The organism is Acinetobacter chengduensis (genome assembly GCF_003664645.1).
Taxonomy (GTDB): domain Bacteria; phylum Pseudomonadota; class Gammaproteobacteria; order Pseudomonadales; family Moraxellaceae; genus Acinetobacter; species Acinetobacter chengduensis.
This window is the reverse complement of the sequence record NZ_RCHC01000004.1, coordinates 229538-252820: the sequence shown is the minus strand read 5'-3', so window position 1 is coordinate 252820 and position 23283 is coordinate 229538. Positions and strand designations below refer to the sequence as shown.

General features: G+C 37.5%; 19 protein-coding genes and 2 pseudogenes. 15 read left to right on the top strand and 6 right to left on the bottom strand.

Features of this window, described 5'->3' with window-relative positions; genetic code table 11:
- Window positions 1–238: 238 nt before the first annotated feature.
- Window positions 239–1552, bottom strand: a complete 1314-nt coding sequence (locus D9K81_RS05550; protein WP_120376001.1) for an ammonium transporter — start codon at window positions 1550–1552, stop codon at window positions 239–241.
- Window positions 1553–1956: 404 nt separating this feature from the next.
- Window positions 1957–2556, bottom strand: coding sequence for a helix-turn-helix domain-containing protein (locus tag D9K81_RS05545; protein WP_120376000.1), 600 nt, complete (start codon window positions 2554–2556; stop codon window positions 1957–1959).
- Between the two features lie 296 nt (window positions 2557–2852).
- Here D9K81_RS05545 and glnT point away from each other — a divergent pair, with 296 nt between their 5' ends.
- The 11 genes and pseudogenes from glnT to D9K81_RS18840 form a co-directional block, all read left to right on the top strand.
- Window positions 2853–4250 (top strand): type III glutamate--ammonia ligase, encoded by a 1398-nt coding sequence (gene glnT, locus D9K81_RS05540; RefSeq protein WP_227602110.1) that lies wholly within the window; start codon window positions 2853–2855, stop codon window positions 4248–4250.
- Between the two features lie 99 nt (window positions 4251–4349).
- Window positions 4350–5264 carry a class II glutamine amidotransferase gene (locus D9K81_RS05535; RefSeq protein WP_121523152.1) on the top strand — a complete coding sequence of 305 codons (915 nt, stop codon included), beginning with the start codon at window positions 4350–4352 and terminating at the stop codon, window positions 5262–5264.
- A gap of 31 nt (window positions 5265–5295) precedes the next feature.
- Window positions 5296–6021, top strand: coding sequence for a GltB/FmdC/FwdC-like GXGXG domain-containing protein (locus tag D9K81_RS05530; RefSeq protein WP_120375998.1), 726 nt, complete (start codon window positions 5296–5298; stop codon window positions 6019–6021).
- Window positions 6022–6047: 26 nt separating this feature from the next.
- Entirely contained in the window at window positions 6048–7382 is a 1335-nt protein-coding gene (locus D9K81_RS05525) for an FMN-binding glutamate synthase family protein (protein WP_120375997.1), read from the top strand.
- A 232-nt stretch (window positions 7383–7614) separates the two neighbouring features.
- The gene (locus D9K81_RS05520) at window positions 7615–9003 is read left to right on the top strand and encodes an alpha/beta hydrolase-fold protein (RefSeq protein ID WP_227602109.1); all 1389 of its coding nucleotides are present in this window, start codon (window positions 7615–7617) and stop codon (window positions 9001–9003) included.
- 543 nt (window positions 9004–9546) lie between these two features.
- Entirely contained in the window at window positions 9547–9786 is a 240-nt protein-coding gene (locus D9K81_RS05515; RefSeq protein WP_120375996.1) for a hypothetical protein, read from the top strand.
- Window positions 9787–10662: 876 nt separating this feature from the next.
- The gene (locus tag D9K81_RS18400) at window positions 10663–10815 is read left to right on the top strand and encodes a hypothetical protein (RefSeq protein WP_171406880.1); all 153 of its coding nucleotides are present in this window, start codon (window positions 10663–10665) and stop codon (window positions 10813–10815) included.
- Window positions 10816–11142: 327 nt separating this feature from the next.
- The gene (locus D9K81_RS05510) at window positions 11143–11547 is read left to right on the top strand and encodes a hypothetical protein (RefSeq protein ID WP_120375995.1); all 405 of its coding nucleotides are present in this window, start codon (window positions 11143–11145) and stop codon (window positions 11545–11547) included.
- A gap of 319 nt (window positions 11548–11866) precedes the next feature.
- Window positions 11867–12010, top strand: a pseudogene (locus D9K81_RS18845) (terminase); the annotation flags it as partial.
- Between the two features lie 140 nt (window positions 12011–12150).
- A complete protein-coding gene (locus D9K81_RS05500; protein ID WP_120375994.1) occupies window positions 12151–12348 on the top strand; it encodes a hypothetical protein in 198 nt (65 codons plus the stop codon).
- A gap of 89 nt (window positions 12349–12437) precedes the next feature.
- Window positions 12438–12619: pseudogene (locus tag D9K81_RS18840) on the top strand (N-acetylmuramidase domain-containing protein); the annotation flags it as partial.
- Between the two features lie 73 nt (window positions 12620–12692).
- On the opposite strand, the gene D9K81_RS05490 reads toward D9K81_RS18840, so the two are convergent.
- Together D9K81_RS05490 and D9K81_RS05485 are read right to left on the bottom strand one after the other, a co-directional pair.
- Window positions 12693–14147, bottom strand: a complete 1455-nt coding sequence (locus D9K81_RS05490; protein ID WP_120375993.1) for a SulP family inorganic anion transporter — start codon at window positions 14145–14147, stop codon at window positions 12693–12695.
- 448 nt (window positions 14148–14595) lie between these two features.
- Window positions 14596–14829 carry a DUF2171 domain-containing protein gene (locus D9K81_RS05485; protein ID WP_120375992.1) on the bottom strand — a complete coding sequence of 78 codons (234 nt, stop codon included), beginning with the start codon at window positions 14827–14829 and terminating at the stop codon, window positions 14596–14598.
- Between the two features lie 329 nt (window positions 14830–15158).
- On the opposite strand from D9K81_RS05485, the gene D9K81_RS18650 reads away from it, so the two are divergent.
- The 3 genes from D9K81_RS18650 (at window position 15159) to D9K81_RS05470 (ending at window position 19662) form a co-directional block, all read left to right on the top strand.
- A complete protein-coding gene (locus D9K81_RS18650) occupies window positions 15159–15356 on the top strand; it encodes a hypothetical protein (protein ID WP_120374165.1) in 198 nt (65 codons plus the stop codon).
- Between the two features lie 241 nt (window positions 15357–15597).
- Window positions 15598–17958: a TonB-dependent receptor gene (locus D9K81_RS05475; protein WP_120374164.1), complete on the top strand. Its 2361-nt coding sequence runs from the start codon at window positions 15598–15600 to the stop codon at window positions 17956–17958.
- Window positions 17959–18501: 543 nt separating this feature from the next.
- Window positions 18502–19662 carry an MFS transporter gene (locus D9K81_RS05470; RefSeq protein ID WP_121523150.1) on the top strand — a complete coding sequence of 387 codons (1161 nt, stop codon included), beginning with the start codon at window positions 18502–18504 and terminating at the stop codon, window positions 19660–19662.
- 32 nt (window positions 19663–19694) lie between these two features.
- Here the strand turns inward: D9K81_RS05470 and D9K81_RS05465 are convergent, their stop codons facing one another.
- Window positions 19695–21110, bottom strand: coding sequence for a sensor domain-containing diguanylate cyclase (locus D9K81_RS05465; protein WP_120374162.1), 1416 nt, complete (start codon window positions 21108–21110; stop codon window positions 19695–19697).
- A gap of 253 nt (window positions 21111–21363) precedes the next feature.
- On the opposite strand from D9K81_RS05465, the gene D9K81_RS05460 reads away from it, so the two are divergent.
- Window positions 21364–21846, top strand: coding sequence for a hypothetical protein (locus D9K81_RS05460; protein WP_120374161.1), 483 nt, complete (start codon window positions 21364–21366; stop codon window positions 21844–21846).
- Window positions 21847–21911: 65 nt separating this feature from the next.
- Here the strand turns inward: D9K81_RS05460 and accC are convergent, their stop codons facing one another.
- Window positions 21912–23276 (bottom strand): acetyl-CoA carboxylase biotin carboxylase subunit, encoded by a 1365-nt coding sequence (accC, locus tag D9K81_RS05455; protein ID WP_106986341.1) that lies wholly within the window; start codon window positions 23274–23276, stop codon window positions 21912–21914.
- Window positions 23277–23283: the final 7 nt, after the last annotated feature.

The window sequence follows — 23283 nt, the reverse complement described above, 5'->3', positions numbered from 1 at the left end:
CTGAGCATTTGTACATAAAATTTTTTAGATTTAGAAATAACCAGATTGAGAGATTGAGCTGACTAAATATCCATTTATTGATTCATGATTCTTTATAAGACAATACTGTTTCGAATAGGCTCAGATATATTGTAGTTTAATTGTGGCTTAGACATTTTTATTTGATTATTTTGTGTGGAATGAAAAATAAAGTGCAAAAAATAAGAGCCGGAGCTCTTATTTTAAATACTTGAATATTTTAATGATTATAAGCACTTTCATTATGATCTGTTTTATCTAATCCGATTTCTTCTTGTTCTTCATCTACTCGTAAAGGAATGATCAAACCGACAATTTTGAGGAGAATCCAAGACAAAATACCGACATACAAAAAAGTGAAGAGAACACTGGCAATTTGAGCAAGAACTTGAGGAACTACAGAGATGCCTTCTACGTTGCCACCTAAGGCTGGAATGCAGAAAATTCCTGTCAAGATACAGCCGACTACGCCGCCAATACCATGAACAGAGAAAACATCGAGTGCATCATCAACACCAAGTTTACGCTTTAATACGGTAATGGCATAGAACACAGAAATGCTGGCCAAAAAGCCAATAACTATTGCACCGAATGGGCCAACGTATGCAGCCGCGGGGGTTATTCCTACCAAACCAGCAATTGCACCAGAAGCAAGGCCAAATGCAGTAACATGGCCAGCTGAAATTTTCTCTATAAACATCCAGCCAGCAATTCCACCTAATGTAGACAGCATCGTGGTTATAAAAATAAGTGATGATGATGCACCAATTGAGAGTGCAGATCCAACGTTAAACCCAAACCAGCCAGCCCATAAAAATGCTGCTCCGATCAAAACGAAAACGACATTGTGTGGTGGCATAGGTGTAGTAGGCCAACCTCTACGTTTTCCTAAGACTAATGCGCCAACAAAAGATGTCACACCTGCACTGATATGAACTGCCGTCCCGCCAGCGAAGTCGAGTACTCCCCAGTTATGGAATAATGCGCCATCACCGCCCCAAACCATATGCGCTAGTGGGCCATATACGATAACTGTCCATAGTGCAGCGAATAGCACCATTGCACCAAACCGCATACGCTCAGCAAAACCACCAAGTGCGATTGCAGGTGTGATCATGGCAAAAGTCATTAGAAAAGTAATCACAATATATTCTGGAATGCCACCTGACATGCTGTCAGCTGTAATGCCAGATAAAAATGCGGTATTCACCCCCCCCACAAAACTGCTGAGGTTATAAACGCCTGCTTCCATGCCTGTTGTATCCGTCATCAGTGAATAACCAATAACGACCCATAAAATACCAACAATACTGGCAATCGCAAAAAATTGGCTAAATACTGATAAAATATTTTTAGAACGAACCATGCCTCCGTAGAAAAGCGCTAGCCCCGGAATAAACATTAACAACACGATGACAATTGAGACCATGACCCAAACAGTTGCGGGTGCATCTATAGGGTCTGCAGCAAATGTAGCGGTGGAGAAAAACAGCATACAGAGTATGATTAATTTTTTTAAACTGTTCACAATCATGAATTGCTCCTGAATCTCATGAATTTAGATTTACATGCCTAAGCCCATCTGAATTTGAATGGATATTATTAAAGGGAATATTTCTTTCATGAGTTGAGATGCAAATCCTGTACCATTTTTGCAGTTATTAATAAATATTATTTATATTCATTTATTTAAATATACCAGAAATCCATATTACAACCCTTAATAGTATTGATTATGATTGGCCAAAGTCTATATCTCAAAAGAGGTAGTCCCCTCAACTTTAGGACATTCATCAATCCAAAATGAACCCGCTGACTCATTAGAAAATGCTTTTCCATATAAAGATTTATTCAAATAATTAGGGTTGAGAGGCACATAAAAAAAGGATGGTTAAGCCATCCTCTATAAAGTCATTCATTGCATGTGTATCGGCATTCTTATTCGCTCTGATTTTCTCCGTAGTTCACCATCGAGATCAGGCGAATTGGAACTTTAACGAGTTCAGCAGGTCCATGTGGGATTTCACCATCAAGCGTAAGACAATCGCCAGGTTTCATATCAAATATTTCATCTCCATGACGATATTTAATTTCACCTTCCACTAAATAAAGCATTTCAGTTCCGGGATGGGCGAATGTAGGAAATTCTTCACTAGCATCATCCATACTGACTAAATAAGCTTCGAAATTTTTACGTGGGCCACGCGAATGGGTTAGCAAGTGGTATGTATGCCCTTTTTCCGTACCGCGACGAACCACTTCCATACCTTCGCCTGATTTTACAATCATGGCACGACTTTCTTGCTGATCGTATTGGCTAAATAAAGTAGAAAGTGGAATTCCAAGCACTTCACATAATCGGCTCAGGGTTTCTAGGCTAGTGGAAACTTGAGCATTTTCGATTTTACTCAGCATACCTTGGCTAATCTCTGCAATTTGAGCGACTTCCGCTAGCTTTAAACCTTGTTCCTGACGGCAACGCTTGATTTGGATACCAATATATTGTTCAAGTTTAAGGCTGTTTTTATTTTGTCTCATTATGGATCAACTCGCACTGTTTTGAATCTGAACTTGATGCTGTCTCTTAATTCAAATTAAAAAACAAGCACCGAAGATGCAGAGATTAAATTTATGAAAATTTATTTCCCTGTAGGAATATTAAGGCTTTTAAGCGATTACGACAATTTATTTCTGTCTAAAAATAAAGTTGGCAAGAGAATTGCTTTCCTAATAGGAAAGAAATTTTCTTCTGTTGAATAATACTAGAGAACAATAAATTCTTTGCATTATTCGAGCCAAATATCATTTTTTGTCATATCGGGAGTATGTCAAATATGTTCCAGCAGGCCGTTGTAAAAGAGTTCTTTGAAGAAGAACAAGATATCATCACCAAGCCGAAGTACCGTCCAGAAGTACAAAAGGTTATCGATGATCATCAATTAAAATATGTATTGGCACAATTTGTAGATATTCATGGTTCAGCAAAAACCAAATCAGTTCCAATTTCAGGGCTAAAAGCCATTGAAGGTGCAGGAGTGGGATTTGCAGGATTTGCAATTTCAGGCATGGGCATGCAGCCACATGGACCAGACTTTATGGTTAAAGGCGATTTATCTACTTTAACGCCTGTACCTTGGCAACCGGGTTATGGACGGGTGGTATGTGAAGGCTATGTGAATGGTCAACCGCATTCGTATGATTCACGTTATGTGCTACGTAAACAAGTTGAGCGTTTAACTGCAAAAGGCTGGACGCTGAATACAGGTTTGGAACCAGAATTTAGCCTGTTCCGTCGTAGTGAAGACGGCCAGCTAAAAGCAGTGGATGACTCTGATAATTTGGATAAACCATGCTACGACTATAAAGGCTTGTCACGTTCACGTGAGTTTCTGGAGCGTTTAACTGAAGCACTCATTCCTGTGGGTTTTGATATTTATCAAATTGATCATGAAGACGCAAATGGCCAGTTTGAAATTAATTATACCTATAGCGATGCCATGAACTCGGCTGATATGTTCACGTTCTTTCGTATGGCAGCCGGTGAAATTGCCAATGATTTGGGAATTGTGTGTTCATTTATGCCAAAACCAGACCCGAAACGTGCAGGCAATGGTATGCACTTTCACTTGTCAATTGGCAGTAAAGAATCTAGCAATTTATTCCATGATGATGCTGACCCACAAGGTATGGGCCTTTCTAAAATGGCCTATCACTTCATTGCAGGTTTACTTGAGCATGGGCCTGCTTTATGCGCGTTCTGTGCTCCAACAGTGAACTCCTATAAACGCCTTGTCGTTGGTCGTTCATTATCTGGCTCAACATGGGCACCTGCCTTTATTGCCTACGGTTCAAATAATCGCTCCGCTATGGTTCGTATTCCCTATGGGCGCATTGAGCTACGCTTACCCGATGCTGGCTGCAATCCCTATTTAGTTTCGGCTGCAATTATTGCTGCAGGGCTGGATGGTATAGAGCGTGAATTGACACCACCACCTGCATGTAATGAAAACCTTTATACCCTTGGGCTTGAAGAAATTGCAGCGCGTGGGATTGGCACTCTACCTCAATCACTTAAAGAAGCCATTGAAGCTTTAAAAGCCAACCCTTTGTTTAAAGAAAAGCTCGGTTCAGACATTGTAGACGAGTTTATTAATCAAAAGAGTATGGAGTGGGTTGAATACAGTCGCCATGTATCGGACTGGGAAATTAAACGCTACACAGAATTCTTTTAAATTTTTTAAAAGCAGCGAGTGATGAAGTAATGAAATCTATTTCATCAAAAAATGAAACCAAATTTTGAATTAAAAAACAGCATTAATCGGAGAATAATTATGTGCGGAATTGTCGGTTTATATTTAAAAAATCTAGCGCTGGAATCTCAACTGGGCAAATTGTTCGAGCCCATGCTTGAATCGATGACTGGCCGTGGTCCAGATAGCGCAGGCTTTGCGATTTATGGTGATGAAGTCAAAGATGGCTGGGTGAAGTTAACCCTACAATCAGTTGAAGAAAACTTTGATTGGACAGCATTTGCAGAAGCACTGAAAGCAGAACTGAACACTGAAATGGATTGGTTCAAAAATGCGACGGCTGCGGTAATTAAAGCCAAAACTGAAGAAGACGCTGTTCGCAGTGCAATTGAAAAAATCGCGCCACAATTAAAAATCATGAGTGTAGGGCAAAGCATCGAAATTTTAAAAGGCATGGGATTACCAGCTGAAATCTCAGAGCGTTTTGGTTTAGCCAATATGAAGGGCAGTCATATTATTGGCCATACCCGAATGGCAACTGAAAGCGCTGTAACGATGGAAGGTAGTCACCCATTCTCTACTGGTAAAGATCTGTGCTTAGTGCACAACGGCTCTTTGTCTAACCACGCCCGCTTACGCCAAGAGTTGAAGCGTGAATGCATTCATTTTGAAACAGATAACGATACTGAAGTGGCTGCTGGCTATTTAACATGGCGCTTGCAACAAGGCGATAATTTAGAACAAGCACTAAATAATGCCTTAGGTGATTTAGATGGTTTCTTTACCTTTGCAATTGGTACTAAAGATGGATTTGCGGTGATTCGTGATCCAATTGCGTGTAAGCCTGCTGTACTGGCAGAAACAGACGATTACGTAGCGATGGCATCTGAATATCAAGCATTGGCATCTTTACCAAATATTGATAAAGCCAAAGTATGGGAACCAGAACCTGCCACTTTGTATGTGTGGGAACGTAATTCAGAACAAGCAGCTTAAGACAAAAAATAGAGAAAATAGGATACAACTTATGAATACAGCATTGGCGGAAAAAATCAGCACTTCTATTTTAAAAGATGAATTTGATTTAAGTATTGATAGCATTCGAGATCTAAACCAAGCACTGCATACAGCAGAATTAACCGAAAGCATTGTGGATTGGACAGTCACAAATCCAGGTGGTCAGCATAATATTGCGGTCGGTATTAAAGCACCTGTGAATGTCACAATTGAAGGTCATGCAGGCTACTACTGCGCAGGTATGAATCAAGAAGCCAATGTGATTGTAAATGGCAATGTGGGCGTGGGCGTAGCAGAAAATATGATGTCAGGTTCGGTGCATATTAAAGGCAATGCATCACAGGCGGCAGGTGCGACTGCACATGGTGGCTTATTGGTCATTGATGGGGATGCAGGTGCACGCTGTGGAATTTCGATGAAAGGTGTCGATATTGTGGTGGGGGGGAGCATTGGGCACATGAGCTGCTTTATGGGGCAAGCTGGTCGATTGGTCGTCTGTGGCGATGCTGGCGATGCATTGGGTGATTCATTGTATGAAACCCGCATTTATGTAAAAGGAATAGTGAAATCTTTAGGTTCGGATTGTATTGAAAAAGAAATGCGTCAGGAACATTTAGAGGAACTCGCGGAATTGCTGACAAAGGCAGGATTTAATGAAGATCCAGCATCTTTCAAGCGTTACGGTTCTGCACGTCAGCTATACAACTTTAAAGTCGATAATGCATCTGCATACTAATTTTGCGTAATAATGGAGAATAAATCATGACTCAAACTATCCAAGAATTTGAACCTGTATTACGCGAATCAGCTACTTTTGACCGCTTGGCAATACAGGAAATCCAACGCGCGGCTGCAACAGGTATTTATGATATTCGCGGTGGCGGTACCAAACGTAAAGTTCCACATTTTGATGATTTACTGCTCTTAGGTGCAAGTATGTCGCGTTATCCATTAGAAGGTTACCGCGAAAAATGCGGTACAGATGTGGTGCTGGGCACGCGTTTCGCTAAAAAACCGATTCACCTTAAAATTCCAGTCACCATCGCTGGTATGAGCTTTGGCGCATTATCTGCCAACGCTAAAGAATCTTTAGGCCGTGGCGCATCAATGGTGGGTACATCAACCACTACAGGTGATGGCGGTATGACACCTGAAGAACGTGGACATTCAGATACTTTGGTTTATCAATATCTACCATCTCGCTATGGCATGAATCCTGATGATTTGCGTAAAGCAGATGCAATTGAAATTGTATTGGGACAAGGCGCAAAACCAGGCGGTGGCGGTATGCTATTGGGCATGAAAGTGACAGAACGTGTTGCGGGCATGCGTACTTTACCAGTCGGTGTTGATCAGCGTAGTGCATGTCGCCATCCTGATTGGACAGGTCCAGATGATTTGGCTATCAAAATTGCGGAAATCCGTGAAATTACAGATTGGGAAAAACCGATTTACGTAAAAATCGGTGCAAGTCGTCCATATTATGACGTTAAGTTAGCAGTTAAAGCGGGCGCAGATGTTATTGTGCTGGACGGTATGCAAGGCGGTACTGCCGCGACTCAAGAAGTATTTATTGAGCATGTGGGCATTCCAATTTTGCCAGCTATTCCGCAAGCGATTCAAGCTTTGCAGGAAATGGGGATGCACCGTAAAGTACAGCTGATTGTTTCAGGCGGTATTCGTACTGGCGCAGACGTTGCTAAAGCAATGGCTTTGGGTGCAGATGCTGTTGCAATTGGTACAGCTGCCTTGATTGCACTGGGAGATAACCATCCGCGTTTAGACAAAGATCTGAAAGAAATCGGTTCAGGTGCTGGCTATTATGATGACTGGCAAAATGGCCGTGACCCTGCGGGGATTACCACACAAGATCCTGAACTGTCTAAGCGTTTAGATCCAGTAGAAGGTGGTCGTCACTTAGCGAACTATTTACGTGTGTTGGTGCTGGAAGCACAAACAATGGCACGTGCATGTGGTAAGTCACATTTGCACAATCTTGATCCTGAAGATCTAGTTGCACTCAATGTTGAGGCGGCAGCAATGGCACGAGTGCCACTGGCGGGTACCAACTGGATTCCGGGTCAAGTGCAATATTAATGGTCTAAGATAAAAAATGAGGAAATAATTCCTCATTTTTTTATGAGAAATTTTTCATTAATTAAGAAGTGATCTATTTTGATGAGGGCCCCTTTAATTATTTTTTAAACTTAATGCTCTTATTCAGTTATAAAAGCCAGTAAAAGCAACTTTGTAAATGCAAAAGATAATCATTTATTAAAATTAAGTGTTATTATTCAGGCCGTTTATACATCATAAATGGAGTGGGGTAATGGGCAAGAAAGTTTTGATGATGATATTGTTGTGTCAGGGAATAGGACTGCACCAATTCACACATGCTGAATCTATTCATGATAAAAATCATCGCCTTGTATATGCTTCCCCATGCGAGGCAGTACAACCTACAAGTAATTTATTAATAAATTTAAATAAGCAGTTAGCAACCGTACCAGAAAGCCAACGCAGTCAAATAATTGAACAATTTTGGAATCAGATCACCACGATTCAGACACCAGTGGTTGAGAAACTTAGTAAATCTTCAAGTCGAGTGATTTATTTATGGCGAGGTGCAAAGCATAACGTACGTTTAGTCGGTGGGCCAAGCAACGATCATGAATGGTTAACACGTATACCCAATACAGATATTTGGTTTAAAGAAGTCATCGTTCAAAATGATTTTATTGGGAGTTATAGTTTCGCTGTTGATATCAAGAATGTAGATGGGTATTTATCCAATTACTGTCCTCATCTTAATACTGAGCTTAAAGAGTCACGTCAGCAACGTATGGCGCTGCGCGATTCCTTCCAATTTGATGCCTATAATTCCAAGCGATTACTAGATAAAGATATTAATGGGCTCAGAAATGAAAACATATTAGTGTTGGATCAAGCGCCAAAGTTCATCAACCCATCACAATATGCAAAACGTTCATTACAACTTAAGACATTGAATTTAAAAAGTAATATACTAAACAATGAACGCAAGATCACAATTTATCAATCTATTAAAAAGCAACCAGAGCAAAGCTATATTACGGCTATATTTTTTGATGGTAATGAATATGCCAATTTGTTACAAGTTCCAAAAGCTTTAGATATTTTAGTTGAACAAGGCAAATTACCTCCTATTCAAGCAGTATTTATCGATCCAATTGATGCAAAGACTCGTCCAAAGGAACTTACACCTAACACAGATTTTTCGAACTTTTTCCAAACAGAGTTTTTACCGTGGTTAGACCAGCAGATTGAACGCGATGCACATAAAACAGTGTTGCTCGGATCGAGTTTAGGTGGTTTAAGCTCTGCATATATTGCGTTAGAAAATCCAACACAGATTAGCCATGTCGTACCCTTATCTGGATCATTTTGGTGGCAAAAAGAAAAAAGTGATGAACCTAATGGCATGAGTCGTATCATCCGTAATCAAGCTCTACCGATTAAGCAACATTGGTTCATTTCAGCAAATAGTTATGAAACTTCGCGAGCACATAATGAATTGAGTATTTTAAATACTTCTCCAATAGTGGCCAATGACTTGAAATCGAAAGGCCAAGATGTTGTATTTAAAACATATACTGGCGGGCATTCGTATGCAGTATGGCAGATCGTGGTACAGGATGCTTTACAGCATTTTTTTGGTCAACATCCCAAAAATGATTAAATTGAGCAAGCGAACATAAATATGTAATCATCAATTGCTACATGATTGTTAGATCAGTCAAAAATCTCCAGAAGGAAAAACGAAATAGATATGGCCCATTTTGAAATATTAATTTCAATATATCTTGATGGGCCTATTTAGAATCTAATTGTGAGGCCGAGTGGACATGCTCGCTTCTTTCAGACGAGGCGAGACATCCATAGCCCAACATTGGCTAAACTTAATCCATTACGGGTAAGTATGTTCCACAATAATATGTTTTCAGGAGTAGTGCGATCTCCACTGTAAGTAAAAAATAGACCGAATTTGGGCTATTTCATGAAAAAATCTATAAGATTTTGAAAATTAATTGATTTTTATGGTGTTCTACAAAAAAAAATTTATAGACTGTTGAAGTGCAAGAAGGACAAATTTAGGACAAGTGAATGTAACCTTTAAATTTTATTATTAATTGTTTTTCTGGGGTAAAATCGTGGGCTTTTTTGACATTGTATATTCACAAACAAGAGTCATAATAAAATTTTATTTTGAGCTTTAAGTGGTATGTCTATTTTAACAGTTAAGAAACTAGAAGATACTCTTAGTAAATTAGTAGCTGAAGGAAAAAAACCTGAAAAAATATTATTAGGATATAAAGCTTACGCTGAGTTAATGGATGATCGTAAGTTCTTTGAGACTGTAGCAGGCTCAGCAATGGATCCTAACAAACGAAAATATAAGAATATAAAAATCAAAGTTACCCAAGATGAGTATCAATTTGAAGTTAAGTGCACCAAAGATTAGTTTCTTATAGTAATTTAAATTATTAAATGCTGATTATGTGAAAAATCATATTTTATTAATATTTCTGAAATATTTGGCCTATATATTTATCGGCAAGAAATAAAAAAACTAAGATTTAAGAATCAGCGAATGTGAACCTGCTTATTTTGGGAGAGATAAGCAGGTTTTTTTTAGAATGATAAAGAAAAGCTGTAAGTTAACCGAACTTATTACGGTGCCAAACCCTATTCTTTCATGGTAATAGGGTTTTCTTTTTTCTTAATATTGCTTTGCAGATCAACTATCTATTGTAGTGCTGAGTTGTACGGGTATTGATGTTTAAGTTAGACAGATAGTGTGATGGGTTAAACTGAATATCATTAATAATATGATATATTTCGCCAATGTAAGGTTATATAAACGTACATAAAATCACCGCAAGAAATTACTGTAGTTTCGGATACACCTGACCGGTGTTCTCTTTTGGCCTGCTCATCCTGTAGTAGGCTTTTTTTATTGTGGGGTATCTTGATATCAGTTTAAAAAATGGAATTTTAAAATGCATAAAAAAATATATTTGTGTTTATGCGAAATTAATCCTATTTTTAGCCACCGTACAAAATGTACTTAAACCTGAATCAGCGCAAATGATATAGGGGTAGCCCGCTTAGAAATAAGTGGGTTTTTTAATACATTAAATACTCGTGTTTTAACACCTAATGAGCTGAACGAAACAGATCGAATAGTGAAAAAATGGAAAAGTTAATACCTGCGTAAAGTAGGTAAACTCACTATCTATGGATTTGCAAGTTTAAAAGCTTGATTTTAAGGATCGAGCTTTTCATTCAAGCCTTGGAGGATTGGATATGGAAGAAAATTTATCAGTATCTTGTAAGAGTGAAAGTTTATAAAGTTCAAGGTGCAGGATTGCTATTGGATGGGAATAGAAGTTTTTCATTAAGCCACTTACTACGTCCAGCAACCTTTGCAGAGGTTTTTGCAAAACGTCGCATGACTTTAGAAGAACAAGCGCTTGCTGAAGTCTCATGATCATAAGAATTTATATTGAAATGCTTATTTGTAATTTTACAGTTTATATACCCGTTGCTTTCTATGACCACGGGTATTTTTTATATGAATTATATTCAAAGTTGATTATGGGATTATTAAGCATCTGACTTTTTATCGTGATGCAAGTTGTGTGTTCTCCAGCACTAGGATCAGTTTGCATCACAATGGGAATGCATTATGTAGGTATTGGCGGTTTTTTCTTTTCTTATTGGTGGCAGGATTATATTAACTTGTTGGGGGAATTTTAGTGGTTTTACTCAGTTACTAATGGTATTTTGACTCAGTTATGAATAAGAAGAGTCAATAATGAAATTTTTAGCCCAGCTTAGTATTTTGGGTATTTTTTTGATTTTATCAGCTTGCACACTATCCCCAACTGCTACAGTTTCGGGGAGTAGTAAGCGTTATGAAACTCATAGTGATCAAATGAATGCTTTTGTTGGTGCATCTGAACGTGAATTGTTGCGTGAATGGGGGCAACCCGAGCAAGTAAAGCAAATCTCAGCAACAAGCAAAGTTTATGTATATAGGATGAGTAATCCATACATAATTATCGGGTGTACTAGTGTTTTTCAGATTGATCAAAGCATAGTCACCAAATGGGGTTATAAAGGCTGTCCGATACGCTTTAATAAGAAAGATTATAAATTAATCCCAAAAGACACCCCAGTTCCAAATCAGACGCTAGATTTATCCACTTTAAATGAATAAGCTCTTTAACTCTAAGCCTCCTTCGGGAGGTTTTTGAATGCCTAACATTTAAAGACCTGCGTTCTATGTGTAGCGCCTAGGTTGTTGTATAGCAGAGCCATACAGATGCGAACGAATGTATGTGGATTTTCTTTTTTCCCCATTCAATTGATACCTATATGGCTAAAAAGCGTATGGTATTGGGCCAATGTGAAAAACTGATATTTACCTCCTGAGGAAGATTACAAAATCAGCCTAAATCCTGATGAGGAAATTCCAAATGAGTCAATTATTTTAGCCAAATAACGGTGCTGTAAAGCTCATACCCTAGCAAGCGAACATTTACTTGTAGGGATCCAACCTGAAGCACGTTTTCGTGATGATGTGTAGTCGTCATTTTGGTAAGATATTTCTGGCAAAAGCTGAAATGCGTCGTGCTACAAGATTGGTCGCCAAGCGGAATGTATCCTTTGAAGACGAAATTTAGTATTCAGCTCCAACTTTAGATTCAAGGTTCATGCCCAATATTATTCTATTATTGATAATTAAGTCACACTTATTTCTTGTATGGTTGATTTGTTGACACTATAATTCGCACATTAGATTAAATTGTGAGCCTTTTCCATGCATACAATTTTGTGGGATGAAGAAAGTGTTTTTCCAGATGAGATTCAATCTTTTAAGAAATTCTTAAAAAAATATTTAACATCATTGAATAGCACTGAACTTTTGCAAAACAAACCATTTAACTATGACTCAGAAAATGATGAATTTTTGAACCCAGATATCCAAGAATATTATGAGCTTTGGTTAATGGCTTGATGCCGACAAGAGCTGAATACTAAATTGTAATTTATACCGCCTTAGGGCGGTTTTTTATGCCCAAAGAAAAACCCCAATGTTGAAAGCATCGGGGTTTTGTTTTTCCAATCTACAGAGCGAGCAAAGAAGAAGCGATGTGTCGATATATCAAAGTGAATGCACTTAAAATAAGGATTGGAATGCCTTTGCACGTGGCTATAATGGCATTGTATTTGCGAATAATAGCTATGACGTTAAATTAGCAAATGCATATAAAAGGTGGAACGAATAGAATCAATATTCTTCTAAAATATAAAACGTGGATTGCGTGTACAGATTCTACTTAAATGTACAATCTTCTGACCTTAAATTTTGGCATGTGTACCATATTTATCAATCATATTGGTACTCGCTTCATTTAGACCACGTACAGAAACATTCACACCATTCTTTTGAAATTTACTGATGACTGAGTCAAGCATAGCGACTGATGTGACATCCCAAATATGAGCATGTGTTAAATCAATAATCACCGTATTTATATCTTCCTTAAAATTAAAACTCTGTATAAATTTTTCAGAAGAGCTAAAAAAGATTTGACCATGTAAATCATATATACGTTGAGTACCATCTAAAGTCGTTTCCACATGGATATCATTTTCTAACTTGTTCGCAAGGAACAATGCAGACAATAGAACGCCTGTTAATACACCTAAGGCTAAGTTATGTGTTGCAACTACAACTATCACCGTTGCGACCATTACAATATTGCTACTTTTAGGATTGTGCTTAAAGGCTCTTAATGAACTCCATTCAAAGGTACTGACTGAAACCATAATCATGACAGCTACAAGCGCGGCCATTGGAATAATCTTCAGCCAATCGCTAATAAAGACGACGAGCAATAAAAGAAAAATTCCAGCAGAGAATGTTGATAGGCGAGTAAGTCCGCCAGATTTAATATTAATCATAGATTGACCAATCATAGCGCATCCAGCCATACCCCCCATAAATCCTGAAGCAATATTGGCAATTCCTTGTCCTTTGCATTCCTTAAATTTATCACTTGGTGTATCTGTCATTTCATCGACGATGGTTGCAGTCATCATTGACTCAAGTAAGCCAACTGTCGCTAGTGCTAGCGAATAGGGCAAAATGATCATTAACGTTTCTATGGTTAAGGGAATGTTGGGAATTAAGAACATTGGAAGGGTATCTGGTAAAGATCCCATGTCACCCACTGTCCGTACATCAAATCCGAGTGTAATTGCCAATAATGTGATTGCAATAATGCATACAAGTGGAGAAGGTAGTAATTTCCCTAATTGGGGAATTAAAGGGAATAAATAGATAATGCATATACCCAGTGCTACCAATGCATATACGTGCCAAGTGACATTAGTCAACTCGGGTAGCTGTGCCATAAAAATTAAAATAGCTAAGGCATTTACAAAGCCGATTACTACAGATTTAGAAACAAATCGCATCAGCTTAGCAATTTTCAAATAACCCGCTAATATTTGAAAGACACCAGTTAAAATAGTTGCAGCAAGTAAATACTCAAGACCGTGATTTTTGACTAATGTAACCATGAGTAGTGCCATAGCGCCTGTAGCTGCTGAAATCATTGCTGGGCGACCACCAACGAATGAAATCACTACGGCAATACAGAAGGATGCGTACAAGCCAACTTTAGGATCTACACCTGCGATAATTGAAAATGCGATAGCTTCTGGAATTAGTGCAAGAGCAACGACTAGCCCTGCAAGTACATCCCCACGGATGTTAGAAAACCATTTTTCTTGGATATTGGATAACATAAAATAGCCTGATTATTTGAATTTTAGATAGGCTAGTGACGTGATATATACGACACACAAGCGATTACACCACATCACTAGATAGTGATGAGTTATTTACTGAGTTAGAGGGTAAATAAACTTAAGGTGGCGTAAGTGTCATAAAAAAGGGAACTTGATTGGGTGAATTTTGTGCTTAAGGGTATCACTAAATAGTTGCGAAGAAGAATCAACTGTAGTTAATGCTTACGATTTAAGTACATAACAAAATTTGTAATAGATATAGATTAAGAACCGCTCTCAGATCAGGGCCTTTTATATGCTTGATAAAATTTAAAGCTAATCATTTTCATTAATTTACACAGTAACCTTCGTGCTTTTTTAGTGTAGAAATTTAACTAAAACTATGTAGGTCTAAGCATGTAAATTATTTACTAAAAAAGCCCTCAATAGAGGGCTTTTTTAATTTCTATGCTTGAATCCAAGTATCTTTGACTTCTTGTGAGTCTTTAGTCAGTACAATTTTATTGTCTGTAATTTCACCCACCCATGAAACTGGAATTAAGTGGTGATGTCCATCGCCATGTTTTGTAAGCTTAATTTGATCTGATCCTTGCAAGTGATCTACTTCACCTACTTTAGTACCGCAAGAGGCAATAACGTCCGCATGGCTCTTAATACTTTCAACATTAATAGTAGTCATTGGATTACTTTCCTATTTCAATGTGATTGAGTATTTAGCCTATAGCAAAAATGCCGTTATATCCGTGATTGCAATATAAGGGATACAAAGGGCCTTAAGTTCTTACGTTCATGGCCAGATAAATTACATTGTATTATTTAGAAATAAATTGTCATTTGATTTCTTTTTAATCAATTTTAAGCATTTACGGATAGTTTTTATCACATTGAAAGCTGGAAACTTGCAAACCATGTCTTAATTTGCAATCCTTTCGGCCAAGGGTGTCTAGCTAAGCTCAGGCAGGTATTTGTTGTAGTCGGGCCGCTATAACGCGGATAACGAGTGCCTGTATGTTTAATTGCCAGATTTTTAATCAAGTCTCTACCCACGTATTGACTATAAAAAATGACCTTCAGCTTAATTCTGATCTTCAATTGATTAATAAATATAAATCTTCGAGTTTGAATGAATATAAACAAGCCATTGTTTTAATATTCAAAGATCGGGGCTACACAAATATAGAGATAGGACAACTTCTAGAAAGTTGATCTATTTGTCAAAGAAGTTAGTGAGTAAAAGCATCTTAGAATACTTTATTTTTCCTAAGATTTAGACGCACGAATCTATATTAAAAAATGTTATTAATTAACAATATCTTATTTGTGTTTAGAAAATTTATGACAGGATTTACTCAGATAAAGATCACTGAGCAACCTAAAAAGAGATGCTTAAAAATTTTTAACCCAATTAAATGTTATGTTATAACATTTCATTTTTACGGGTTAGATAATGAAACACACAACTTTGATGACACTCATTTTATTGGTTATGCATCAAACACATGCCTCAAAAGATATTTTTACTTTAGATCCACTCAAAATTATGGTGGAGCAGAATAAGAAAGATTCTACTATTGTAAAAAAAGAGAGGATTGAGACAGCAAATACAATTGGAGATGCACTTAAGGATGTATCTGGTGTACAAAGCACATCTTTTGGACCTAATGCTGGCGCACCTATGATCCGAAGTTTGGCTGGTAATAGGGTAAATATACTTGAGAATGGGCAAGCAATTAATGGGATGAATGCAATTAGTGGCAATATCAATATCCCGTTTGATCCACTTTTTACAAGAAGTATAACTGTTCATAAAGGAACAAATTCGGTTAGATATGGTGGTAACTCAATCGGTGGTAGTGTTGATATTGATACTGGACTTATTCCAACTGAATTAGAGGATAAAAGCGGAAATATAGATATAGCTTATAAAAAAGGATTTAATGATTTTAATGCGCATGGCATGCGTATAAATGTTAATAACCAAAATAATTTAAGTACCAATATTCAATTTTCTACCCAAAGTATTTCTTCTTATAAGATACCAGGAGATAGCAAAGCGTCAGTCTGCGATACGCGAGTTTTTCCGAGTTCAGGCGGAGTCAATTCTGCATTGGCAGACGCGTGCCAAAGAGATTCGAGAATATCGAACATATTTAATAAAGCACATAATAAGTACTTGGATAAGCAAGTTTTAGAAAACATCGCGAAAAATCCTGATAATTTTTATGATTATTATGATGGGTTAGAGTCAGCCAAATATACAGATGAGGCAATAACAAAACGCTATGTGAACGGTTCACAACAAGAATTTATTAATGATCCAAATCCAGACTATGTTCCTGGTACAGAAAAATATGTACAGAACAAAATTAATAATGATGTAACGCCAAATTATAAAAAGAAAATGGGTAATAGTTATGCTAGAAATGAAAACATGGCAATTGGGACAACCTACTTTATAGACAACGGTTATATTGGATTAAGTGCCGATTACAAAACTAGTGAATATGGTGTACCGGGCTTTTCAATGGAAAATAAATCTTTCCAGAGTATCTATAGTGATGGCCTACCAGTTGGTGTAAAAATTAAACAGAATCGATTCGCGGTGGACACGCTATTTAGAGAGCCCCTAAGTTTTATTGAGAACACAAAGATAAAAGCTTCTAGGCTTTCTAATACATCTGGTGAGTATATTGGTGCTCGAAATGCCAATGAGTATAAATTTGATACAGATGCTGCAGAATTCGTATTGAAGCATAAACCTTACAGACATATAAGCGGAGAATTTGGTGCTTCTATAAATACAAGAAAGGTTAATGGTTCAGGTAAAGAGCGGTATTTACCAAATGTAAATACAGATGCGAGTGCATTTTTCATTCAGGAAAAAATAGATCTAAATAAATTTTCTTTTGATACAGGTTATCGCATAGAAAGAGTTAAGCATGAAATTCAAGATCAAAGTTTTGAGTTAGCCCGTAATTCATCAAATAGTAAGCTTGAGAATAAATCCTTTGATCTGAATAGTTTTTATATTGGTACAGAATATAAACCTAGAGACTATTTAAGTTTTAGACTTCAGTACAGTGAGTCTGAACGTGCACCTGACATAAATGAGCTTTACGCAAGTAACCCACATTACTCTGTGATGACGCAAGAAGAAGGCAATCAAAATCTAAATAAAGAAGTAATGCAGGGCTTAGAATTAACAACCAACCTGAATTGGGATTCTACAAATATTGCGGTTTCACTTTATCAAATGAACTTTGATGATTATTTATATTTATCGCACTCAGGTGCTTCAATGCGAAACCGTTTGCCTTTGAAGTACTGGAAACAGACTGACACCAAAGTTAATGGTTTTGAAGTGGATGTGACGCATATTTTTTCACTTCATCATTTTGGAGACTTAAAAATTGGTGCATTTGCAGATCTAACAAAAAATAAAGCAACTGACCCAGATTCTCTGAGATTAGCCAATGATGGAATATATTTACCGAATATGCCAACGAACCGATACGGTGCAAATGCTGAGTGGACATTTGCAGATTGGTCGGCGAGGGTGTCTAGTCTCTATTATGATAAACCACGCTATTTAGGGAAAAACGTAGGTGAAGAAGTTCCATTACCTGCATACAATTTGGTTGACTTAAATATTAGTAAAAAAGTGACATTGAAGAATGCCAGTATTGATCTATTTATAAATGGCTCTAATTTACTTAATGAAGAAGCACGACCGCAAAACTCTCCTTTGAAATATATTGCGCCATTACCTGGCAGAGCTTTTCAGTTGGGCGTGACGATACATATTTAAGTGCATACACAAAAAAATATTAAGTAGATAGAGCATAAGAAGTTGCTCTATCTTTTTCTCATTGGGCATTTCTTACCATTTCCATATCACGGCCTAAGCTTTTCCAGCCTGATTGTCCTGATTTTTTGCGTTCCCTAGAAACGCTCTGCATACATGCTCGCTTCTTCAGATGTGGTGGAACACACATAGCCCAGCACTGGCCAAACTCAATCCAGTACTGGTAAGTATGCTCCACGACAATATGTTTTTAGAAATAGTGCGGTATCCACTGTGAGTAAAAATGCGGATTCACCATGCCAAACTATGATTATGACCACAAGTAATAAATAGACCGCCTTCGGGCGGTTTTTCTTTTATGAAAGAAACAATGATAAACTTTCGAAAACTAATGAGTTTTTATAGCAGTCTACAAATATGTCTACAAAAAATTAATTTTGTAGACATATTTGTAGACTGTTGAAGTGCAAATAACGCAATTACGTAGCAAATGAATGCAACCTTTAAAATTTATAAGCTAATGTTTTTACAGGATAAAGCAATAGAATGCAACTATTGACAATTCAATCAAAACTCGGTGGATTCTACTTTTTCTATTATGCGATTGTTGGCACTTTTATGCCTTTTTGGAGCCTCTATTTAGAAGACCAAAGCTTTAATTATCAGCAAATTGGTTTGCTATCATCCATTGCAATAATTACCCGTTTTTTTGCACCATTTATTTGGGGATGGATTGCGGACAAATCTGGTAAGCGCATGTTACTGGTGCGTATAGCGACATGGATGGAATGTTGCATCTGGTTGTTGATTTTCATTATTCCAAATAATTTTCAATCTATCGCACTACTGATGTTGATCTTCAGCTTTTTCCAAAATGCAATCTTGGCACAGTTTGAAGGCGTTACCTTATTTTGGCTGGCAGAAAAAAGAGCTCAGTTATACGGTAAAGTGCGCAAGTGGGGTTCTATCGGGTTTATTGTTGGAGTATTTGGCATTGGAGCATTGCTCGAAATTATCCCAATCTCAATGTTACCCATCATGTTACTGTGCATTGCATTTTTAGCTTTTCTTTGGTCATTTACCATCCGTGAACCGAATACAGCGCCAACATCACAAAAACAACTCGAACCATTATGGCCAATTTTAAAACGTCCTGTAGTGGCAAGTTTTTTTGCTATTGAACTCATTATGTTGTTTTCACATGCACCATTTTATAGTTTTTATAGTAACTACTTGCAGCAAGCAGGTTACAGTACAACAGAAATTGGTTTTTTGTGGTCTGTTGGCGTTATTGCTGAAATTATTATGTTTGCATACGCCAATGTGTTTTTTACGCGATTCTCATGGCGTGTATTGGTGGTAATCTGTTTGGTGTTAACCAGTCTACGTTGGATTCTGGCGGGTACTTTCCCAAATCTCTTTGCAGTACAACTTTTTGCGCAGTCTATTCATGCATTCAGTTTTGGTTTATTTCATCTAATTGCAATGCGAATTATCTTTCAAAATTTTTCTGCTGGCCAACAAGGCCGTGGACAAGCACTCTATAGTACGATGTGGGGGCTAGGTGTAGCGAGTGGCAGTATTTTGGCTGGCCATTATTGGGAAATTTATAGTGGGCAAGCGATGTTTATTAGCGCGGGTATTTCCGTACTGTTCGGTTTAATGTTCTTAAAGGGTCTACCTAAAGAAATGAACACGCCGTATTAATTTAAAATCTATAGGGAGGGAGTAACTGTGTTTTAGCAGTTCATCATGACTTTATTTCTGCCTTGTTCCTTGGCTTGGTAAAGGGCAAAATCGGCTTTGTTAATGAGATTTTGAATAGTTTCGGCTGAAGTAGCGTTATATTGTGTCATACCAATACTGACAGTAATCGGAATGTCTGCTTGACCATGAATTTGGATTGGTGATGCTTCTATAATATGGCGTAATCTTTCAGAAATACGCAGGGCTTCATTGTAATGAATATTTTTTAGAAGAATAATAAACTCTTCACCGCCCAATCGTGCAAATAAATCTTCATCACGTAAATGTTGACGTATATTTTCAGAAAACTGCTGTAAGACTTGATCGCCTGCATAATGACCATATTGATCATTAATCTTTTTAAAGTGATCAATATCTAACATAAGTAATGTAAAGCTACGTTTAGGATGAAGGGTTAATAGTTCTTCACTCAATTGAAAAAAATAACGGCGGTTCATCGCTTGGGTTAAGCTATCGTAGTTAGCAAAATAAAGCACTTTTTTATACAAGTGATGTCTATTTTCACTAATGATACACAGCAATAAGGGTGCAAGACTGAGCATACATAAGCCAATCCGCACTGACATAGAGGTACTAAGGTAAATCTCTGGAGATACTGCGACGTAGAACTGATTTAAACTGTGGTAAGTTGCTAGTAATACTAAAAAGTTAATCACTGTAACTGTAAATAATCTGTAGCTAAGTGCGACCCAAATTAAAGCTGCTAAAGGGTAGAGTAAAGCACCAGGTCCAGAAAATAGATAAGTTAAGGCCACACAAAAAATAACTGCAATTGCTGGAAATATTTTTTGGATTGGATAGTGTTGACTACGTCGATTATGAATAATTTTTTTGAGTTCTCGATAGGTTGGAAAAGCTAAAACTAAAGGCAAAACCAAAATACAATTCAGCATTTCCCCCGTCCACCACATACTAAAGTCCACCAGTAGACGGTCTGTAGACATAAACGTATTGGGTACAAATGGAACAGTAAAAATAGCGAAAATAGCGCTGGCTAAACAGCCCCCAAAACCGCAAATGCTAAACAGGCCTAATACGGTTAACCCCTGATGATATTGACGATAGTTAATTTGAAATAACTGTATAAAAAACAGTGAAACCGCCGTATTAATCAAATTTGCAAAAGTTAAAATAGTGGTTAGTTGTAAAAAATTTCCAGTGAGTAGATCTGCCAGCATGTAACCACAGAAAGCACCGAGCCAGCCATTGCTGGTATTAAAGTGTGGATAGCGTAAAAAAATAGCCAGTAAGACAGCATTTGCTGGCCAAAAAAAAGCCAGAAAAGAAAGCGGGCGAGAAGCAATACCTAGCAAGCTACTGATAAAAATAATCAGTGCAACGCCAAAGAAAATACTGATTTGTATAATATTCGGTGAGGCTTTACGCATAAATGGGTGAACTGCCTAGATAGCCTAAGTAATAAGAGTGTTTGTTGATGTATTTTACTAAATTAATGCCAAATGCACGAGTTGTCTCCGATGAAGCTCATTATGTGAATACTACAAATATAATGCTGTGAATAGGATAATAGGTATTGCTGAATATATTGATTAAATGATTGTTGTAAATTGGTGATTATTGGTGGTTTTTTAAAAAAATGTGTTAATTTAGCACACATGGATAATATGACTGAATAAACGTATGAAAAAGACATCTTTAACCATTTTACTAATGTTATGTGCTGGTATGGCTTCTGCTTCAGATAATAAAAAAAATGATCAAAATCAAACCGTCACGCCACAGGGAAATATCGTTAATTCCTTTAGGGTGATTACTCGTCCTGAAATTGTGGGTTTATGGGGCATGGAAATCCCAAATAATCGAAAATGTATCGAATATTATAATTTCAAAAGTGATAATGACGTCATTATTAAAAGTGGCGAGGAATGGTCTACGGGTATTTATGATTACCAACCATCCAGTCAACCAGACGAACAATTACCTGCTTTAGTATTACAAGTAAGATTTGATAACAACGAAAAAGATTGTTCGGGACAGCAATTAGATCAAACTGGCGAAATTTCTCAGTATTTTGTGAAATGGAAAAATCCAAGCACGATTAATTTCTGTAGTAATGATAAAGCTGAAAAATGTTTTGCCACTTTATATCGTGTATTGCCATAAGATAAATATAAATAGTTTATATAATAAAAAACCGCTCAATTGAGCGGTTTTTTATCGGCTGTTGATTATTCTTTTTCAGAATGACCTTCAACTTGTTTTAACATGTGCTTTTCTAAGTAATGAATATCCATTGCTTTTTGGCAGAAGTTTTCGTCTTGTAGGATTAAATCTTTATGTAAAGGAATATTGGTTTTAATTCCTGTCAAAATGATTTCATCCAAAGCTTGTTTCATGCGTGCAATACAGGTTTCACGGTCTTTACCATGAGCAATCAGTTTGGCAATCATAGAATCATAGTAAGGCGGAATGCTATAACCTTGATAGATATGAGAGTCTAAACGAATACCTGCACCACCTGGCGCATAGAAATGCTCAATTTTACCTGGAGAAGGCATAAATGTCGTAGGATCTTCAGCATTAATACGGCATTCCATAGCATGACCCTTGCACTCGACATCTTCTTGTTCGATGTTGAGTCCGAGGCCAGCAGCAATACGTAATTGTTGCTCAATAATATCGATACCTGTCACCATTTCAGTGACAGGGTGCTCTACCTGTACGCGTGTATTCATTTCAATAAAGAAGAACTCATCTTCTTCAAAAAGAAACTCGAAAGTACCTGCGCCACGGTATTGCATCATTTTACAAGCATTCACACAAGCTTCTAAAATTTCTGCGCGTGCTTGTTCTGGTAAGCCTGGCGCTGGTGCTTCTTCAAGTACTTTTTGATGGCGACGCTGTAAAGAGCAGTCACGGTCATACAGATGAATTGCATGACCATTACCATCTGCTAATACTTGGACTTCTACATGGCGTGGTTTTTGTAAGAAACGTTCCATATAGACCGTATCATCGCCAAACCACATTTCAGCATCACGTTGTGCAGCTTGTACAGATTCGAGCAGTGTATCTACACGTTCTACAATACGCATACCACGACCACCACCACCAGAAGCGGCTTTAACGATCAATGGGAAGCCAATTTCTTTAGCTTCAGCGAGTGCGTTATTTGGAGTCACTGCATGTGCAGAACCAGGTACTGTTGGTACGCCAGCTTTACGCATTGCCATAATGGCAGAAACTTTATTGCCCATTAGGCGAATATGTTCTGGGCGTGGGCCAATAAAGATAAAACCTGAGCTTTCTACAATTTCTGCAAATTCAGCATTTTCAGATAAGAAACCGTATCCAGGGTGGATTGCATCAGCACCTGTGATTTCAGCCGCCGTAATAATGGCTGGAATATTAAGATAACTTTCACTACTTGCACCTGGACCAATACACACAGCTTCATCACAAAAGCGTAGATGCATGAGGTCTTTATCTGCATCGGAATAAATCCCTACGGTTTTAATTCCTAAAGTTTTGCAGGCCCGCGTAATGCGCAGTGCAATTTCACCACGGTTTGCAATTAAAACTTTTTGCAACATTATCTTT

Excerpts from the sequence above, each read along its gene's own strand:
- D9K81_RS05520 (WP_227602109.1), top strand. The coding sequence starts at position 7,615 with ATGGGCAAGAAAGTTTTGATGATGATATTGTTGTGTCAGGGAATAGGA.
- glnT (WP_227602110.1), top strand. The coding sequence starts at position 2,853 with ATGTTCCAGCAGGCCGTTGTAAAAGAGTTCTTTGAAGAAGAACAAGAT.
- accC (WP_106986341.1), bottom strand. The coding sequence starts at position 23,276 with ATGTTGCAAAAAGTTTTAATTGCAAACCGTGGTGAAATTGCACTGCGC.
- D9K81_RS05460 (WP_120374161.1), top strand. The coding sequence starts at position 21,364 with ATGAAAAAGACATCTTTAACCATTTTACTAATGTTATGTGCTGGTATG.
- D9K81_RS05475 (WP_120374164.1), top strand. The coding sequence starts at position 15,598 with ATGAAACACACAACTTTGATGACACTCATTTTATTGGTTATGCATCAA.
- D9K81_RS05470 (WP_121523150.1), top strand. The coding sequence starts at position 18,502 with ATGCAACTATTGACAATTCAATCAAAACTCGGTGGATTCTACTTTTTC.
- D9K81_RS05550 (WP_120376001.1), bottom strand. The coding sequence starts at position 1,552 with ATGATTGTGAACAGTTTAAAAAAATTAATCATACTCTGTATGCTGTTT.
- D9K81_RS05530 (WP_120375998.1), top strand. The coding sequence starts at position 5,296 with ATGAATACAGCATTGGCGGAAAAAATCAGCACTTCTATTTTAAAAGAT.
- D9K81_RS18650 (WP_120374165.1), top strand. The coding sequence starts at position 15,159 with ATGTTTAATTGCCAGATTTTTAATCAAGTCTCTACCCACGTATTGACT.
- D9K81_RS05525 (WP_120375997.1), top strand. The coding sequence starts at position 6,048 with ATGACTCAAACTATCCAAGAATTTGAACCTGTATTACGCGAATCAGCT.
- D9K81_RS05510 (WP_120375995.1), top strand. The coding sequence starts at position 11,143 with ATGAAATTTTTAGCCCAGCTTAGTATTTTGGGTATTTTTTTGATTTTA.
- D9K81_RS05535 (WP_121523152.1), top strand. The coding sequence starts at position 4,350 with ATGTGCGGAATTGTCGGTTTATATTTAAAAAATCTAGCGCTGGAATCT.
- D9K81_RS05485 (WP_120375992.1), bottom strand. The coding sequence starts at position 14,829 with ATGACTACTATTAATGTTGAAAGTATTAAGAGCCATGCGGACGTTATT.
- D9K81_RS05545 (WP_120376000.1), bottom strand. The coding sequence starts at position 2,556 with ATGAGACAAAATAAAAACAGCCTTAAACTTGAACAATATATTGGTATC.
- D9K81_RS05515 (WP_120375996.1), top strand. The coding sequence starts at position 9,547 with ATGTCTATTTTAACAGTTAAGAAACTAGAAGATACTCTTAGTAAATTA.
- D9K81_RS05500 (WP_120375994.1), top strand. The coding sequence starts at position 12,151 with ATGCATACAATTTTGTGGGATGAAGAAAGTGTTTTTCCAGATGAGATT.
- D9K81_RS05490 (WP_120375993.1), bottom strand. The coding sequence starts at position 14,147 with ATGTTATCCAATATCCAAGAAAAATGGTTTTCTAACATCCGTGGGGAT.
- D9K81_RS05465 (WP_120374162.1), bottom strand. The coding sequence starts at position 21,110 with ATGCGTAAAGCCTCACCGAATATTATACAAATCAGTATTTTCTTTGGC.